The 16799-nt window shown below is 32.0% G+C and carries 19 protein-coding genes; 14 read left to right on the plus strand and 5 right to left on the minus strand.

Features of this window, described 5'->3' with window-relative positions; translation table 11 throughout:
- Position 1 precedes the first annotated feature (1 nt).
- The 5 genes from Q0921_RS11405 to Q0921_RS11425 all read left to right on the plus strand — a co-directional run bounded on the left by Q0921_RS11405 (position 2) and on the right by Q0921_RS11425 (position 5087).
- Positions 2-754, plus strand: a complete 753-nt coding sequence (locus tag Q0921_RS11405) for a DUF4129 domain-containing protein (RefSeq protein WP_299256874.1) — start codon at positions 2-4, stop codon at positions 752-754.
- 1 nt (position 755) lies between these two features.
- Entirely contained in the window at positions 756-1973 is a 1218-nt protein-coding gene (locus Q0921_RS11410; RefSeq protein ID WP_299256876.1) for a DUF4350 domain-containing protein, read from the plus strand.
- 43 nt (positions 1974-2016) lie between these two features.
- Positions 2017-3108: a MoxR family ATPase gene (locus tag Q0921_RS11415; protein ID WP_299256879.1), complete on the plus strand. Its 1092-nt coding sequence runs from the start codon at positions 2017-2019 to the stop codon at positions 3106-3108.
- Between the two features lie 5 nt (positions 3109-3113).
- Complete coding sequence (locus Q0921_RS11420) at positions 3114-4445, plus strand: DUF58 domain-containing protein (RefSeq protein WP_299257237.1); 1332 nt, start codon at positions 3114-3116, stop codon at positions 4443-4445.
- A 222-nt stretch (positions 4446-4667) separates the two neighbouring features.
- Positions 4668-5087: a DUF2141 domain-containing protein gene (locus Q0921_RS11425; protein WP_299256881.1), complete on the plus strand. Its 420-nt coding sequence runs from the start codon at positions 4668-4670 to the stop codon at positions 5085-5087.
- A gap of 76 nt (positions 5088-5163) precedes the next feature.
- Here Q0921_RS11425 and Q0921_RS11430 read toward each other — a convergent pair whose 3' ends face one another.
- Positions 5164-5469 (minus strand): hypothetical protein, encoded by a 306-nt coding sequence (locus tag Q0921_RS11430; protein WP_299256883.1) that lies wholly within the window; start codon positions 5467-5469, stop codon positions 5164-5166.
- A 162-nt stretch (positions 5470-5631) separates the two neighbouring features.
- Here Q0921_RS11430 and Q0921_RS11435 point away from each other — a divergent pair, with 162 nt between their 5' ends.
- Complete coding sequence (locus tag Q0921_RS11435; protein WP_299256885.1) at positions 5632-6582, plus strand: LysR substrate-binding domain-containing protein; 951 nt, start codon at positions 5632-5634, stop codon at positions 6580-6582.
- Positions 6583-6598: 16 nt separating this feature from the next.
- Here the strand turns inward: Q0921_RS11435 and Q0921_RS11440 are convergent, their stop codons facing one another.
- The 3 genes from Q0921_RS11440 to Q0921_RS11450 all read right to left on the minus strand — a co-directional run bounded on the left by Q0921_RS11440 (position 6599) and on the right by Q0921_RS11450 (position 8312).
- On the minus strand, positions 6599-6796 hold the full coding sequence (locus Q0921_RS11440) for a hypothetical protein (protein ID WP_027392192.1): 198 nt from the start codon (positions 6794-6796) through the stop codon (positions 6599-6601).
- Positions 6797-6928: 132 nt separating this feature from the next.
- Entirely contained in the window at positions 6929-7729 is an 801-nt protein-coding gene (locus tag Q0921_RS11445) for a TIGR00266 family protein (protein ID WP_299256887.1), read from the minus strand.
- Between the two features lie 127 nt (positions 7730-7856).
- Positions 7857-8312, minus strand: a complete 456-nt coding sequence (locus Q0921_RS11450; protein WP_299257238.1) for a DUF4442 domain-containing protein — start codon at positions 8310-8312, stop codon at positions 7857-7859.
- A gap of 154 nt (positions 8313-8466) precedes the next feature.
- Here Q0921_RS11450 and Q0921_RS11455 point away from each other — a divergent pair, with 154 nt between their 5' ends.
- The 7 genes from Q0921_RS11455 (at position 8467) to Q0921_RS11485 (ending at position 14547) form a co-directional block, all read left to right on the plus strand.
- Positions 8467-8919, plus strand: a complete 453-nt coding sequence (locus tag Q0921_RS11455) for a DUF4870 domain-containing protein (protein WP_299256889.1) — start codon at positions 8467-8469, stop codon at positions 8917-8919.
- A gap of 6 nt (positions 8920-8925) precedes the next feature.
- Entirely contained in the window at positions 8926-9459 is a 534-nt protein-coding gene (locus Q0921_RS11460) for a hypothetical protein (protein ID WP_299256890.1), read from the plus strand.
- A 57-nt stretch (positions 9460-9516) separates the two neighbouring features.
- Positions 9517-9858: a PadR family transcriptional regulator gene (locus Q0921_RS11465; RefSeq protein WP_299256891.1), complete on the plus strand. Its 342-nt coding sequence runs from the start codon at positions 9517-9519 to the stop codon at positions 9856-9858.
- Positions 9855-11666, plus strand: a complete 1812-nt coding sequence (locus Q0921_RS11470; protein WP_299256892.1) for a PspC domain-containing protein — start codon at positions 9855-9857, stop codon at positions 11664-11666. Before Q0921_RS11465 ends, Q0921_RS11470 begins: the two co-directional genes overlap by 4 nt.
- 62 nt (positions 11667-11728) lie before the next feature.
- Positions 11729-12448, plus strand: coding sequence for a head GIN domain-containing protein (locus Q0921_RS11475; protein ID WP_299256893.1), 720 nt, complete (start codon positions 11729-11731; stop codon positions 12446-12448).
- Between the two features lie 232 nt (positions 12449-12680).
- The gene (locus Q0921_RS11480; protein ID WP_299256894.1) at positions 12681-13463 is read left to right on the plus strand and encodes a DUF4440 domain-containing protein; all 783 of its coding nucleotides are present in this window, start codon (positions 12681-12683) and stop codon (positions 13461-13463) included.
- 223 nt (positions 13464-13686) lie between these two features.
- Complete coding sequence (locus Q0921_RS11485) at positions 13687-14547, plus strand: DUF2807 domain-containing protein (RefSeq protein WP_299256896.1); 861 nt, start codon at positions 13687-13689, stop codon at positions 14545-14547.
- 74 nt (positions 14548-14621) lie between these two features.
- Here Q0921_RS11485 and trxB read toward each other — a convergent pair whose 3' ends face one another.
- Positions 14622-15590 carry a thioredoxin-disulfide reductase gene (trxB, locus tag Q0921_RS11490; protein ID WP_299256898.1) on the minus strand — a complete coding sequence of 323 codons (969 nt, stop codon included), beginning with the start codon at positions 15588-15590 and terminating at the stop codon, positions 14622-14624.
- Between the two features lie 195 nt (positions 15591-15785).
- Here trxB and Q0921_RS11495 point away from each other — a divergent pair, with 195 nt between their 5' ends.
- Entirely contained in the window at positions 15786-16406 is a 621-nt protein-coding gene (locus tag Q0921_RS11495; RefSeq protein ID WP_299256900.1) for a trimeric intracellular cation channel family protein, read from the plus strand.
- The last annotated feature ends 393 nt before the right edge of the window (positions 16407-16799 follow it).

A 16799-nucleotide genomic window follows, 5' to 3' on the forward strand; every position in this document is an offset into this window, starting at 1 on the left:
TTTGAAAATAGTAATTTACTTTTTATTAATAACTGCATCTTTTTTTGTGTCTTCAAAGGTTCAAGATAGCACAACTGTATCCGAACCTCAAGAAATCATATACGATCTTGATGCTACTAAAGAAATCAAAAAATTTAATTCTGATAAAATTCAGGAATTATCAAATAATGATGACTTTAATTATACGGAATATGAGGAGCCTGATAATATCTGGACAAAGTTTAAAAAATGGCTAGGACAATTATGGAGTAGGTTTACTCAATGGCTATTCGGAGTAGGAGAAGTTACAGGATTTTGGGCAATTTTGCTTAGACTGTTACCTTATCTTATCATTGTTGGTGTATTATTTTTACTAGGGTGGCTATTTATGAGAGTGAATCCAAGAGATATGCTGTTCGAAAAACAAGAAGCCCCACAAATTATACTTACTGAGGATGAAGATATTATTCAGAATAAAGATATTCAACAATTGATAGCATTAGCACTAAAAGAGGACAATTATAGGCTAGCAATCAGGTATTACTACCTTTCTGTACTAAAAAAATTATCAGATACCGAATTAATCAACTGGGAATCTCAAAAAACAAATACCGATTATTTAAAAGAACTAAAAGATGATTCCTTAAAAAGCAAGTTTCAAAATATTACCCGGTTATATGACTTTATCTGGTACGGAAGTTTTGAAGTCGATGAAAAATCCTTTCATCAGGTTCAACAAAAATTTAAATCAATAACTAATAGCATACCCTCATAATTTGTTAAGTAAAAAGTCTAAAATATTTATCATTATAATCATAGCTATTATCGGCCTGCTTACTTTTTTAGAGGCAAGTGAACCAGAGCCTATTAATTGGTTTCCGAGCTATGCAAAAACCGACAAAATTCCTTTAGGGACATTTGTCTCTTATTCTATAATGAAAGAGACTTTTGGGGATCCTAAATTAAAAGACATTAACCAACCTCCTTATGAGTTTTTATTGGATAATGATACGGTATCTGGAACCTATTTTTTCGTAAATGGATCTATTAGTTTCGATGATAGCGAATTAGATAGAATATTGGACTGGGTAGGAAAAGGTAATACCTTATTTGTATCTTCAAAAACAATTAGTAGTAATCTCCTAGATACCCTGCTAATAGATACGGATAATCTGATATCCCTTGATGATATTTCTACGCAACCAATGGTCGAATTGGTTAATAAAAACCTAAAAGCAGAAAAACCGTATCATTATGATCGTGACGTATACAACCCTTATTTTAGTGAAATAGATACTATTAACACAACAGTTCTCGGAGTTACACAACTATATAATGACACTTTACAGATTAAAAACCCGCAACTAAATTATATCAAACAATCCTTTGGAGAAGGAGAAATATTACTTCACTCTTTTCCTGAGGCTTTTGGAAACTACTTTATGCTAACGGATGAAAATTATGAGTACACTCAGAATATCTTATCATATGTAGATCCAACTAAAAAAATTCTCTGGGACAATCATTATAAATCAGGAAAAACATTCTATACATCTCCTTTATTTTTCTTATTACAAAATAGATATCTAAAATGGGCATACTATACATTAATAATCGGAGTATTGCTTTTTGTTATTTTTGAAGGAAAACGAAAACAGAGAAGTATTCCAATTATAGCACCTCTTAAAAACCAGACACTAGCCTTTACTAGAACAATTAGCGCAATGTATTATGAAAAGGAAAAACATAAAGAAATTGTAGAAAAACAAAATCTTCTCTTTTTAGACTATGTTCATCATGATCTTAGAATACAGACTAACGTGCTAGATGAAAAAACCTTGTTAGATATTTCTGCTAGAAGTAATAATGACATAGAAGATACTAAAATTTTATTTAAATATTTTGAAGAACTTAATCGAAAAAGAGTTCTATCGAAAGAAGAATTAATTCGATTATATAATATGATAAGCGAATTTAAAAATAAATCATATTAATAAAGATATAGAACAATCTCGTACTGAGAATAAATATAATCATATGGAAAACGAAGAGTTACAAAATGATGCTTTAGAAAACACTCCTCAGAAGACGGAGGAAAATACAGCTCCTATTGATACTCCGAAAGAAGCTACGACGACTGCCGAAGCTACTTCGGAAAAGATAAACTTTGAGAACCGTATTGATCTTAGTGAATTACAGCAGGCGATAGAGAAACTAAAAACCGAATTAGCAAAAGTAATTGTTGGTCAAAAGGATTTTATAGAACTACTTATTGTTTCGCTATTATCTAACGGCCACGTACTTATTGAAGGAGTTCCTGGAATCGCTAAAACAGTTACGGCAAAGTTATTTGCTAAAACATTAGAAACCGCATTTAACAGAATTCAGTTTACTCCTGATCTCATGCCTAGCGATGTCTTAGGAACCTCTATACTGAATATGAAAACTAGTGATTTCGAATTTAAGAAAGGTCCTATATTTTCTAACATGGTATTAATTGATGAAATTAACCGTGCACCTGCAAAAACACAAGCAGCCTTATTTGAGGTTATGGAAGAACGCCAGGTAACCATTGATGGAATACGATATGTTATGGAACCTCCTTTTATGGTTTTGGCCACGCAAAATCCAATCGAACAAGAAGGAACCTACGCATTACCAGAAGCACAACTAGACCGTTTCTTATTTAAAATCAAAGTAGACTATCCATCCTTAGAAGAGGAAGTAGACATTCTTAAAACACATCACCAAAGAAAAGCCCAAAAACCATTAGAAATGGTAAATGCCGTGATGACACCAGAAAAACTAATTGAGTATAAGAAAAAAACTCAGGGAATTATTATAGAAGAAAAAATTCTAGGATATATAGCAGAGATCGTTACCAAAACGAGAACACATCCACATCTTTATCTTGGTGGGTCTCCACGTGCTTCTATTGCAGTTATGAATGCTTCAAAAGCATTTGCTGCTATTAATGGTCGAGATTTTGTCACTCCAGAAGATATTAAGAAGTCATTATATCCTGTACTACGTCATCGTATTATACTATCTCCAGAGCGCGAAATGGAAGGAATGACTACAGAAAATGTCATTGAGATGATTTTACAATCAGTAGAAATACCTCGCTAATTGTGATTAAATTCTATAAATCCTTATATATAAGTTCTAGAGTTTTTTATATACTCGCCATCCTATCGGTACTATTTTTAGTTTCGTATTGGTTTCAAGCAGTATATCCATTAGCTTGGTTATTAGTATGGGGATTGATGATTACTTTTTTATTCGACATTGTTATTTTGTTCAACACCAGAAATGGTATTGAAGCAAATAGATTACTTCCAGAAAAATTTTCGAACAGTGACTTTAATGCGATTCCGATTAGAGTCAAAAACAACTATTCATTTACTACCTATACAGAAATAATTGATGAGATTCCTGTTCAGTTTCAAAAGCGTGACTTTTTAAAAACAGGTGTAATTAACCCAAAATCAACGTTCGATTTTGAATATTCGATAAGACCTGTTAAAAGAGGGGAATATATATTTGGTTATTTACACGTATATGCTATGACTAAAATCAACTTAGTCAAAAGACGTTATAGTTTTGATAAATCGGCTATGGTAAAAGTATATCCATCTTTTATTCAAATGAAGAAATACGACTTTCTAGCCATCGATAACAAATTAACTCAGTTCGGTCTTAAAAAAATAAGACGAATAGGTCATACTATGGAGTTTGAACAAATCAAAGAATACGTTATTGGTGATGATGTGCGAACCATCAATTGGAAAGCGACTGCTAAGCACGGAAATTTGATGATTAATCAATTTCAAGATGAAAAATCACAACCAATTTACTCCATTATTGATGAAAGCCGTGTGATGAAAATGCCTTTTGACGATCTGAGTTTATTGGATTATGCCGTAAACAGTACGCTTGCTTTTTCTAACATAGCACTTAAAAAAAATGACAAAGTGGGGATGCTTACTTTTTCTAATACGGTAAGTAATTTTTTACCTGCTAGTAGAAAGAAAACATACATTAATAATATATCTGAAACTTTATATAATGTAAAGACACAATTTTTTGATTCTGATTTCGGATTATTATATGCACACGCAAAAAGACAAATAAATCATCGCAGTCTTCTATTATTATATACCAACTTTGAACATATTTCTGCTTTAAAAAGACAACTTCCCTATTTACAAGCACTAGCGAAAAAACATCTTTTGGTTGTAATTTTCTTTGAAAATACAGAGCTACATCAACTAATAAATAATAACGCAGAAGATTTAGAAGGAATCTATGACCAAACGATTGCACAACAATTCGCTTATGATAAAAAGATAATGGTGAAAGAATTACAAAGACATGGAATTCAAACTGTTTTAACATCTCCTAAAGATCTAACGGTAAACACCATTAATAAGTATCTGGAGATAAAAGCTAGAGGACTTCTTTAGTCAGTATTTTAGGTTTTAGATTTACGGGTTTAATATTTAGATATCTACGCTACTCAAAACATTCATCTACTAAAAAATTCTCATACTACCCTACTCAAATACTAAACTACATTTCATCCTATAAATTCTACAATTGAGTTAGATACTTTATAAATGCACATAAGATTTATAGACTTTTGAATCATCAAAACGAAATAATAAAAATCAAAAAACTAAACTCTTATGAAAACTCTAATTTTATTTTTAGCAATGACAGCCGTAAATTTTGTTACCAAAGCACAAGACACTAAAGGAATCACCATCACCGTAACCATACCCAATGTGTCAAGCTCTGATGGCGCAGTACTTTTTGGACTATATGACGAAGCTACTTTTATGAAAGCTGCTCCTGTTAAATCAGCAAAAGGTGAAATAAAGGATGGTGTAGCTAAAATCACATTTACGAATATCCCTGCTGGAGAATATGGAATCTCTTGTGTACACGATGCTAATAATAATGAGAGAATGGATTTTGAAGAAAATGGAATGCCAAAAGAAAATTATGGAGTGTCCAATAATAACATGAGCTACGGACCACCTATGTGGTCAGATGCTAAATTCGAAGTAGGTACTGAAGATTTGGATTTAGAAATTAGATTTTAATCAACTAACATATTCATCAATCAAAAAAAGGGTTTTGCCTCTTTCATAAGCAAAACCCTTTTTTTATAATATAATTTTAACCATTATCCTCACAGCTTGACTCACTAGCATCACGTAATGCTTCTTCTAAATCGGCATCTTCGATAAGTGGACAATCATCCAATGCTCTTAAATATGCAATCGATGCAGCTTTTAATGATTCACAATTTTCTATACTAGGGTCATTCCCATATCGATCCAGAGCAGCGCTATAATTCTCAATGGCATTAATAGCAATACAACCTCCGGTAAGCTCATCAAGAATATCTTCTTCAGAACAAGAAATTAATAAAGCACTCATACTTAACCCCAATACTACAATAGACTTACTTACTGTTTTCATTTTTTTGATTTTTAATTATTATAAGTTTTATTGTTTAGTGTTATTAAAGAAAGAGAGGTAAACATTTTCTGAGAAATCTTCTATAGAAAAAAGAAATTTTTAGCATATACTTAATAAGTTTTATCAATAGCTTTTCTATTTTTGTCATCCAAAATTAACAACATGACCATTACACAATTACGATACGTTCTTGCAGTAGCTGAACACCAAAACTTTACAAAAGCAGCCGAAAAAACCTTTGTTACTCAACCTACCTTAAGTATGCAAATTCAAAAACTAGAGGAAGAGTTAGACATCCTTATTTTTGATCGAAGTAAAAAACCAATTGAACTTACTGAAGTAGGTAGAAAATTAGTGCAACAGGCTAGAAATATTGTTAACGAAAGTGAGCGTATCCAAGATATTGTAGACCAACAAAAAGGTTTTATAGGAGGTGAATTTAAATTAGGGGTGATACCAACGGTGATGCCTACATTATTACCAATGTTCCTAAATAATTTCATAAAGAAATATCCTAAAGTAAAACTTAAAATTGAAGAGCTTACTACAGAAGCAATTATAGAACGTTTACAAGATGGACATCTCGATGCTGCTATTGCCGCAACACCTTTGCAAAATGAAAACATAAAAGAACGGGTATTGTATTATGAGCCTTTTGTTGGATATATCCCTCCTAGTCACAGGTTGAATCAAAAAAATAAAATTGATGTTTCTGATCTTGATATAGATGACATGCTATTACTAGAAGATGGACACTGCTTTAAAGATGGTATTGTTAATCTTTGTAAAACTCAAAAAAGCTATGATGATGATCACTTTCAATTAGAAAGTGGAAGTTTCGAAACGTTAGTTAAGTTATCTAATGAAGGACTTGGTATGACATTATTACCATATCTGCATACACTAGACATTAATGATAAAGAGAAAAGAAACTTGCATCATTTCAATGAGCCGTCTCCAGCTAGGGAAGTAAGCCTTATTTATCATAAAAGTGAATTAAAAATGCAAATAATAGAAGCGCTACATACAACTATTGCAGGAGTAGTAAAAGGTGCAATTACTTTTCAGAATGTACAAATTATAAGTCCTTTACCTAAAATAAAAAGCGACTAATTAGTCGCTTTTATATTTATGATTTTAAATAGATTAAACAAGGTTCTAACTCTGGTTTGTTTAGTGCCAAAGATTGAATCCAAAGTTTTAATTCTTCAATCTCGTGAGGTAGTAATCTGTTTAGTGCTTTAATTACCTCCTTTGTAAATAGATTTACATCAAAACTAACTTTTTTTAATACAGTTTTGGTGTAATCAAACATTGCTCTCGCCATAAATTAATAGGGGTTTAAAATGTTAGGTTTAATACAAGTAATTGTAGGATTATACTTACTATTTTAAAGTTGTTGAATCTAATATAGCCAAATAAAACTAAAAAACTGTCTTTTAACCCTTATTTAACTTTATTAAAAATTATTATCGCCATCCAAAAGATCACCTAATCCACCTAAAATACTACCTTCCCCTCTACTTTTACCGCCACTTCTAGGAGCCAAAGCTAATACTCTATTTGCCAATCTACTAAAAGGTAATGATTGTATATACACCACTCCAGGTCCTGTTAGATTTGCAAAAAATAATCCTTCTCCTCCAAAAATGGTATTTTTAATACCTCCTACAAACTCTATATCATAATTAACCCCTTTAGAGAACCCTATAATACATCCAGTATCTATCTTTAGTTTCTCTCCCAATTTTAATTCTTTTCTTGCGGTAGTTCCTCCTGCATGCACAAAGGCCATCCCATCTCCTTCGAGTTTTTGCATAATAAACCCTTCTCCACCAAACAAACCTCTTCCTAATTTTTTGGAAAACTCTATTCCAACGGAAACACCCTTTGCTGCGCATAGAAACGCATCTTTCTGACAAACAAACTTTCCTCCATATTCTGTAAGATCAATAGGGATAATTTTTCCGGGATATGGTGATGCAAAACTCACTTTTTTCTTACCAACAACTTCGTTATAAAAAGCTGTCATAAACAAACTCTCTCCAGTAAGCAACCTTTTTCCTGCTCCAAAAATCTTACCCATGAATCCCTGATCCTTCTGCGAACCATCACCAAAAATGGTATCCATCTTAATACCATCATCCATCATCATAAAACTTCCTGCCTCTGCAATTACTCCTTCTTGAGGATCCAATTCTATTTCTACATATTGCATTTCTTCACCATAAATGGTGTAGTCAATTTCGTGTGCTGTCATATTATTACTATTTAATTTTATCGATTAATGAATATTTCAATATATAGGTAATAAATTTTCGCAAATTGTTACAAATTCATTTCTAAATACTTTAGACTTTAGTATCCTTTCTAATACTTAAACTCCATTAATTTTTCAATTTAATAGTCCACTCAAAATTAAACGTAGAAACCTCTACCCCATCTTTATTAGTTCCCACAGATTTCATCCAGACCGTTTGCCCTTCTCCTGTGTCAATAGTTTTTTGGATAGCTTCTTTAATCAAATTTCCATCATTACATATAAATGTAATCCTACCTGTTGCCTTTTTAGTAAATGTAGCATTGTTATTTGCTACCAACATGGATATTTTCTTACCACTATCATGAATCTGACCAGATACCATTGCTCCTGTACTCATTTCTGCAGCCATTCCCTGTACAGCCCAAAACATAGAATTAAAGGGGTTTTGATTCATCCATCTATGGGTAACACTAACAGTGCAACTGGCTTCATTAATCGTTCTTACACGAACTCCGCAGAGCCAAGCAGAAGGTAACTTAAACATTGTGAAGGTGTTAATTTTTCTAGGAGTAATCGTCATAATATAGGATTTAGTCGCCCTAAAGTATTGAAAAAGAATGGACATACAAAATAGTATTAAATCATAAATTTATGTTAAAATATGGTACTATGTTTTGCATAATACCTTCTTTTAACCATATATTTGTATAAGAAACTATTATATACTTTTAGAAATGTCCAATAACAACCACAAAAATATCGCAACATTTATGCACTTAGGAGTGTTCACTAAATACTTTATACCATTTGGAAATTTTATAGTTCCCATATTACTATGGACTACCAATAAGGATAAATCCGTATTTATAGACAATCATGGTAAAGAAGCCATCAATTTTCAGTTAAGCGTATTACTTTATACAATAATATTAGGGATGATATCCGTTCCATTTTTTATGTTTAACATCCTTGGAGATGCTTCTTTATTCGATATTTTTAATCACAACGGATTAGATATTAACTTTTCTAGTGATGGAGGATTTAGAACACTAATAGGTGCCTCATTTGTAGGTGTACTTGCGTTAATGGGATTCTTTTTAGAAATCATTTTTATCATCTCTGCAGCATTAAAAGGAAATAAAGGAGAGTTATATAGATATCCGTTAACAATCAGATTCATAAAGTAAATTAGAATGAACGCATCAATCAACATAAAATACATTCTAATTACTGCTATAGCTGTGGTATCCTCCTTCTTTTTTCACGAGTTGGCTCACTTCATCACTGGGAAACTTTTAGGATACGAAATGGGAATGACACTTAATTCTGCATTCTTATTAGAAGGAGAATACCAATCAGCTTGGCATCAACAACTGGTTAGTGCCGCTGGACCTTTATTTACAATCCTTCAGGCTTTTGTAATTTTTTGTTTCATCAAAAAAACGAATAATAAGTATTGGTACCCTTTTTTATTCTTTGCATTTTACTCTAGAGTATTAGCAATGATTATATCAATTTTTAATCCTAATGATGAAGCCCGTATTAGTGCTTGGCTTGGACTTGGATATTGGATTTTACCATTATTAGTAGGCTTTACATTACTAGTATTACTGATCAAAACATCAAAAGAACAGAGGTATAATTTAAAATTTAACCTAATCAATTATCTTTTAACATCAGTCTTTATTGCTGGAGTTGTATTCTCTGATCAATATCTATTTAAATAACATCATCAATCAATCAATCAAAAAATGAACAGTTTAATTTTTTAAAAAACCAGTTTTATGAAGATCGAAAACACAAAAGCGCAAATGCGCAAAGGTGTTCTGGAATATTGCATACTTTCAATTCTTAGGGATGACGACGCTTATGTAGCAGAGATTTTGGGAACCCTTAAAGATGCAAAGATGCTAGTTGTAGAAGGCACAATATATCCTTTACTAACTAGACTTAAGAATGCAGGTCTGCTCAGTTATCGCTGGGAAGAATCGACATCCGGACCACCACGTAAATATTATGGACTTACAGAAACAGGAAAACTTTTTCTGAAAGAATTAAATAACACTTGGGATGAATTACAAAATGCAGTAACTATAGTTACTAAACAAAAAAAGAAACAAAAATGAACAAAACAGTCAATATAAATTTAGCAGGCATATTTTTTCACATAGATGAAGACGCTTATTTAAAGCTGCAGCGTTATATTCAGGCGATAAAACGTTCATTTACCGACTCTCAAGGTAGAGATGAAATTATCGCTGATATTGAAGCTCGAATTGCAGAGCTTTTCAGTGAAAAAATAAAAGATGAAAGACAAGTAATCGGCACTAAAGAAGTCGAAGAAGTAATCGAGGTTATGGGGCAACCCGAAGATTATAGATTGGATGAAGAGATTTTTGAAGACGAACCAAAAGCTTCTTACCAAAGAACTCCAAAATCTAAACAATTATTTAGAGATACTTCTAACTCGTATGTAGGAGGTGTAAGTTCTGGATTAAGCCATTACCTTGGTATAGACCCTATCTGGTTAAGAATTGCATGGATTCTTTTTACTGTATTTTCTAGTGGGGCATTTATCCTTATCTATATCGCATTTTGGATTTTTGTTCCAGAAGCAAAAAGTACAGCAGACTATTTAGCAATGAAAGGAGAAGCTGTAAATATTAGCAACATCGAAAAAAAAATCAAGGAAGGATTTAATGATGTTGCGGATAAGGTAAAAGATGTAGATTATCAGAAATACAGTGATAAAGTAAAAAGTGGTTCTACTAGCTTTTTTGATGCACTTGGAGATGTATTACTAGTGGTATTGAAAATATTTGTGAAATTCATAGGAGTACTATTAATCCTTGTATCAGGAATCACTTTAATAAGTTTATTTATTAGTTTATTTACTGTAGGAACTTTTGGATTAATCGAAACACCTTTTACAGAATACATTGATGTAATTAATCATCCAAATGTACCTCTATGGTTAGTTTCATTACTTGCATTGTTCGCTGTAGGCATCCCTTTTTTCTTTTTATTTATTTTAGGATTAAAGATTGTTATCAATAATTTAAAATCAATTGGTACACCAGCTAAGTTAGCATTATTGGCAGTTTGGATTCTATCTGTGATAGGATTAACAATTATAGGTATCCGTCAGGCTACTCAAGAAGCCTATGACGCAGAAGTAATTGAAGATTCCCGAAACTTGTACCTTCAATCTAACGACACTTTAAAGTTAAAGATGATTGGAAATAGTAGATATGTAAGAAACCTACACCATAGAAATGATTTTAAAATTAAAAGAGACCAAAACGATAATAAAATAATCGTAATTCAGGATATCGAAGTTTTTATCAAAGAAAACAAAGAAGATTCTATTCCTAAAATTATGGTTAGAAGGAATGCTGAAGGAAGCAGCTACGATGAAGCTAAAGAAAGAGCTGCTGCCATAAAGTACGACTACGATATAAAAGGTAATACTTTATTATTAAATGGATATGCAATTACTGATTACGCAAATAAATACAACGATCAAGAAGTTGAAATTATAATTTCTATACCAGAAGGAATGACCATATTGGCAGATGATAATACATCTGGATACAATAACTCTTGGAAATACAATGATTATCTCACCATAGATGGAAAGGAAGAAAAGTATCTGAAATTAATTGATGGTAAGTTTACTTGCCAAGATTGCCCTAATGATGAGTGGCAATATAATGAATGGGAAGATAATGATACTGATGGAGTAAAAATAAATATCAACTCTGATGATGATGATGCCAATCTCAAAATTGATGAAGATGGAGTAAGAATCAAAATCAACTCTAATGACGATGATGCTAATCTTAAAATTGATGAAGATGGAGTACAAATCAAAAGTGAAGAAGTAGATATAAAAATAGACGAGAACGGGATAAAAATCAAAACCGATAATTAATCAATCTATCTGCCTTAGGCCGATCAAAAAACGAACAGTTTAATAAATTAAATCACACTATTATGACAACACTAACTAAAATTATAGCAACATTAATTCTTTCAGCTTTATGTTGTTCTTGTAACATAGCTTTTGACGGAATCAGAGGCGAAGGAGAAGTAATCCGAAAAGAAAAAACCATTAACGAAAACTTTGATACTATAAAATCAAGTCGAGGTTTAGATGTAGTACTAACCAATAAACAAGATAAAAAAGTAATTATTGAAGCAAATGAAAATCTACACGAACACATAGAAGTATATGTGGAAGGAGAAACACTGTATATTACTTCTGACAAAAATATCTATCGAGCTGATGAGAAGACAGTCTATGTATCCTACGATAAATTAGGAAAAATATCGGCAACTAGTGGTGCTAGAGTTACGTCTCAGGGAGCCGTTGTTCAGAAAGATCTTTCTATTAGTGCTACAAGTGGTGCAGATATTGAACTCAAGGTAAAAGCAGAAACACTTACCACATCAGTAACAAGTGGTGCTATGATGAATTTATCAGGAAAAGTAAACAACCATAAAGCCAGCGCGACAAGTGGAGCAGACATAAGAGCTGATGACTTATTAAGTCTAGTATCTAGTGCTAAGGCAACTAGTGGTGCAATGATCAGAATTCATGCCAAAGATCAATTTACAGGAAAAGCAACAAGTGGAGCCAATATCAACTATTATGGAGAACCAGGAAAAGTTGATGAAGTAGAAAACTCCGGCGGTAATGTAAAGAGGCATTAAAATCCAACAACTTAACCAATAAATTCAACCAACCACTACCAACCAAAAAAATAGAATCGCCTGAAAAGCTCCCATTGTTGACAGACAAGTTATTTAGATATTGTGCTTTTCGGGTGGTTCTTATGTTTTAACTATCTCTAATCTATTATCACCATCTTATTCTATAGATGGATTATCAATCATATCAATATTCATCAATCTGCCTGATCCAGGTAAATCAAAAAACTAAAAAATGATATTAAAATTAAAGGATTTAATCCTATTCATATGTATCCTAGCCGCTTCTGGATATAACAGCTATGCCCAAAAATCAGAAACCGCAAAAAATCTAACTAATACTATCCTTAAATTAGATGGAGAATTCTGGAAATCTTATAACACTTGTGATATTCCTACATTTAAAACTTTTTTCGTAGAAGATTTTGAGTTTTATCACGATAAAGGTGGTTTAACTTCTGGTCTTACTAAAATGATGTCTAGCATAGAAAACGGATTATGCAATCCAGAAAACCCAAGGGTTCGTAGAGAAGTTGTAGAAGGAAGTGTAGATGTATTTCCTCTTAATAATTACGGAGCCATCATTACTGGCGAACACGTCTTTTATGTTTCAGAAAACGGTAAAGCAGAACGACTTGCTGAGATAGCAAAATTCACTCACGTTTGGCAGCATAAAAATGAGCAATGGAAAATGACCAGAGTATTAAGCTATGATCATCAAGCCGCTCCTCAGAACACAGATAAAAAAGAAATCTCTTTATCTGACAAAACCTTAAATCAATACGTAGGAACATACCAAGCACCTCAAACAGGAACCGTTATTATTACTAAAAAAGAAAAACTTCTAAAAATAAAAGCAGGAAAAATGGAGCTCATAGTCTACCCTCAATCCGAAAAATTATTTTTCCATAAACAAAACCCACTTACTTTTGAATTTATAAAAACATCTAATGAAAAAGTATTAAAGATGCTTATCCGTGAAAATGGAAAATTAGTAGAAGAAGCAACAAAAATGTAGTATGAAAATACTTTCTAGCAGAAAATGTATAATCGGTATTTGCACTTTAAAGAAAAAAACAGCCTCTTATCAAAAAGAGGCTGTTTTTTTTGGTATGCCTTTTGAAATATACTCTTTAGTATAGTTATATTTAAGCTATGAACCGATTTTAAGATGATAATTTAAAACCATAATTATACTGAAATTAAAAAAAAACTGTTTTAAACATAAAAACTTTCATATTATGAGAACATTAGTGCTTTCGATATTTTGCACAGTTATTTTTGGAAACCTATATGCACAAAAAGAAAAAATAAAAGGTAATAAAATTGTGATGATTGAGCAGAAAATATTAGATGCTTTTCATACGATATTACTTTATGACAATTTTGAAGTGAGCCTTCAGGAAGATAGTGATAATATTGTCACTATAGAAGCAGATAGTAATCTTCAAGAACACATCAATATAGAAGTACAAGATAGTATCCTAAAAATAAAATCTGACAAAACGATCAAAAGATCAAAAGCATTGAATATTAAAATATTATATGCTCAAAATTTACAAAAAATTGTAATCTACGATAAAGTGGAGCTAAAATCTTTATCATCTATCAAATCACCAAAACTACGTATTGAAGCCAACGATAATTCTGAAGTATTTCTGTCTGTAGACACAGGTAAATTAACGGGTATATCTAATGGAAAAGCTGATCTCGAATTACATACCAAATCAGAAGAAGCCTTTTATCAGGTAAACGAAAATTCAGAATTAAAAGGGATCATAACCGCAGATAGTCTAAAGATTGATTTATATCAAAAAGGATATGCTAAATTAGAAGGAGAGGTTAAATCAATGCTGGTAAGAGCTGATGGAGGTACTGATTTTTATGGTGAAAAATTGACATCAGGCAAAATCTCTATTATTGCTGAAGGTTCTAGTGATTGCTACGTATTGGCCAATGAAGAAATTACTATTGAAGCTAAGGACGAGACAGAAATATATTTATTAGGGGAACCTACAATTAATATGACGATGTTTGCCAACGAAGCTACTTTATACAAGAAAAAAATTGACTACAGTCCGAGTAGACTCAAATTAAAATAGAAATTCTTAAAAATATTAGACCTGACTAATTTTAAAAAATAGTCAGGTCTAAAAATATTTTCTATTTAATCTTATTAAGCAGAAACTTCTTCACTAGTTTCTACAGTCGCTAGATATCTTTCTGCATCTAATGCCGCCATACAACCAGTACCAGCTGCAGTAACTGCTTGTCTATATTCTTTATCCTGAACATCACCTGATGCAAATACTCCTGGAATATTCGTTTTAGTAGATTTACCTTCTGTGATGATATATCCGGTATCATCCATATCGATCTGACTCTTAAAAATATCTGTATTTGGCTTATGACCAATCGCAATAAACAATCCAGTAATAGAAATCTCTGATTTCTCTCCTGTTTGGTTGTTCACCATACGTAAACCTTCAACTACCTGATCACCAATAACCTCATCAACTTCTGTATTATATAATACTTTAAGATTAGGCGTATTATTTACACGATGCTGCATAGCTTTAGACGCTCTCATAAAATCTTTACGAACTAACATAGTTACACTAGAACAGATGTTAGATAAGTATGTAGCTTCTTCCGCAGCTGTATCTCCAGCACCAACAATAGCAACATCTTGACCTTTATAAAAAAATCCATCACAAACTGCACAGGCGGAAACTCCACCTCCACGTAATTTCTGTTCGCTAGGTAATCCTAAATATTTAGCAGTAGCCCCTGTAGAAATAATTACAGCTTCGGCTTCAATTTGTTTTGTATTATCTACAGTAACTTTATGAATCCCTCCTACTTCTTTGCTAAATTCTACGGCAGTAACCATTCCAATTCGTACTTCTGTACCAAAACGTTCTGCTTGCTGCTGTAATTGTACCATCATTGTTGGGCCATCAATACCTTCAGGATATCCAGGAAAATTATCCACCTCTGTAGTAGTAGTTAACTGTCCCCCTGGCTCCATACCGGTATACATAATAGGTTTAAGATCTGCTCGCGCTGCATAAATTGCTGCAGTATATCCTGCTGGTCCTGAACCTACAATTAGGCATTTTATTCTTTCTATTGTATCTGACATAATCTTTTTCGGTTTATCTGATGTAAAAGTAGCAATTTGAACAGAAACCTTACATTAAAGTTATTAAGAATTGTTATAAGATTATAGACATCCTAAATAAATACTAGAATAAAATATTAATAAAAAACACTAAATGTCAGTCGAAAAATTAAAATTCGGATTAGATATTCTACATTTATTCCAAAATATAGAAAAATGACACTTTTCGATACTTTGGATATTTTGGGAACAATTGCCTTTGCCATTTCAGGAGCATTGAGTGCTATGAACAGAAGATTAGATCTTTTCGGAATTTTTATTATTGCTTTTGTCACTGCGGTTGGTGGAGGAACACTGAGAGATGTTCTTATTGGAGCAACTCCTGTTGCATGGATGCAAAATACATTAAACCTATATATTATCGGTGGCGTTACTGGTTTATCAATTATTTTTAGAAATAAACTAGATTATCTCAAGAAATCACTTTTCTTATTCGATACTATAGGATTAGGGATTTTTACAATTATAGGAGTAGAAACTGGAATACATACGGAGCTTGATCCTATTGTATCTGTTGCATTAGGAACCATGACCGGATGTTTCGGAGGAGTGATTAGAGATATTTTATGTAATGAAATTCCGGTGATTTTCAGAAAAGAAGTTTATGCTACAGCATCAATCGCCGGAGGAATTTGTTTTATGATCTTGTATTCACTAAACATACCTATAAATATCATATATATTTCTACCACATTATTGATTATTATTATACGTTTATTAGTCGTGAAATTTAAAGTTTCGCTGCCTATGTTTCCGGTTAGAAATCAGAATAATTAATGGTATTCGTCAAAAAAATGATTGTTATGTTTCAACTATCTAATATTCAACATCAAGAAAATCAATCTAGATCTCAATAATTCAAAATTTGAAAAACAGTTTAGAGATGGTTATCTTAACCCTTCTTTGTTTATTCACGAAGCTCACTTGAGATTAGCGTGGATACTTAAATATGGTGTTGATACTGCTTGTAGGAGGAATTTCTAATCAAATTTTAGCTTTTGTGACTCAATTAGGTAAAACGGATAAATTTAATAAGCCTTTACCACTACTACCGTTAAAACTGTGAATCATTTTGTACAAAAATCAAATACCTTTTAGGGTTTTATTACTGAATTCCCTAGACTGAAATATAATCTTAAAGAATTATTAGGTTCTCACTATGGATTTCAT

The sequence above is a fragment of the uncultured Aquimarina sp. genome, assembly GCF_947496855.1.
Classification (GTDB): Bacteria; Bacteroidota; Bacteroidia; order Flavobacteriales; family Flavobacteriaceae; genus Aquimarina.

Bases quoted from the DNA above. Each gene is read 5' to 3' on its own strand.
- Q0921_RS11415 (WP_299256879.1), top strand. From the start codon at position 2,017: ATGGAAAACGAAGAGTTACAAAATGATGCTTTAGAAAACACTCCTCAG.
- Q0921_RS11425 (WP_299256881.1), top strand. From the start codon at position 4,668: ATGAAAACTCTAATTTTATTTTTAGCAATGACAGCCGTAAATTTTGTT.
- Q0921_RS11430 (WP_299256883.1), bottom strand. From the start codon at position 5,469: ATGAAAACAGTAAGTAAGTCTATTGTAGTATTGGGGTTAAGTATGAGT.
- Q0921_RS11435 (WP_299256885.1), top strand. From the start codon at position 5,632: ATGACCATTACACAATTACGATACGTTCTTGCAGTAGCTGAACACCAA.
- Q0921_RS11440 (WP_027392192.1), bottom strand. From the start codon at position 6,796: ATGGCGAGAGCAATGTTTGATTACACCAAAACTGTATTAAAAAAAGTT.
- Q0921_RS11445 (WP_299256887.1), bottom strand. From the start codon at position 7,729: ATGACAGCACACGAAATTGACTACACCATTTATGGTGAAGAAATGCAA.
- Q0921_RS11450 (WP_299257238.1), bottom strand. From the start codon at position 8,312: ATGACGATTACTCCTAGAAAAATTAACACCTTCACAATGTTTAAGTTA.
- Q0921_RS11455 (WP_299256889.1), top strand. From the start codon at position 8,467: ATGTCCAATAACAACCACAAAAATATCGCAACATTTATGCACTTAGGA.
- Q0921_RS11460 (WP_299256890.1), top strand. From the start codon at position 8,926: ATGAACGCATCAATCAACATAAAATACATTCTAATTACTGCTATAGCT.
- Q0921_RS11465 (WP_299256891.1), top strand. From the start codon at position 9,517: ATGAAGATCGAAAACACAAAAGCGCAAATGCGCAAAGGTGTTCTGGAA.
- Q0921_RS11470 (WP_299256892.1), top strand. From the start codon at position 9,855: ATGAACAAAACAGTCAATATAAATTTAGCAGGCATATTTTTTCACATA.
- Q0921_RS11475 (WP_299256893.1), top strand. From the start codon at position 11,729: ATGACAACACTAACTAAAATTATAGCAACATTAATTCTTTCAGCTTTA.
- Q0921_RS11480 (WP_299256894.1), top strand. From the start codon at position 12,681: ATGATATTAAAATTAAAGGATTTAATCCTATTCATATGTATCCTAGCC.
- Q0921_RS11485 (WP_299256896.1), top strand. From the start codon at position 13,687: ATGAGAACATTAGTGCTTTCGATATTTTGCACAGTTATTTTTGGAAAC.
- trxB (WP_299256898.1), bottom strand. From the start codon at position 15,590: ATGTCAGATACAATAGAAAGAATAAAATGCCTAATTGTAGGTTCAGGA.
- Q0921_RS11495 (WP_299256900.1), top strand. From the start codon at position 15,786: ATGACACTTTTCGATACTTTGGATATTTTGGGAACAATTGCCTTTGCC.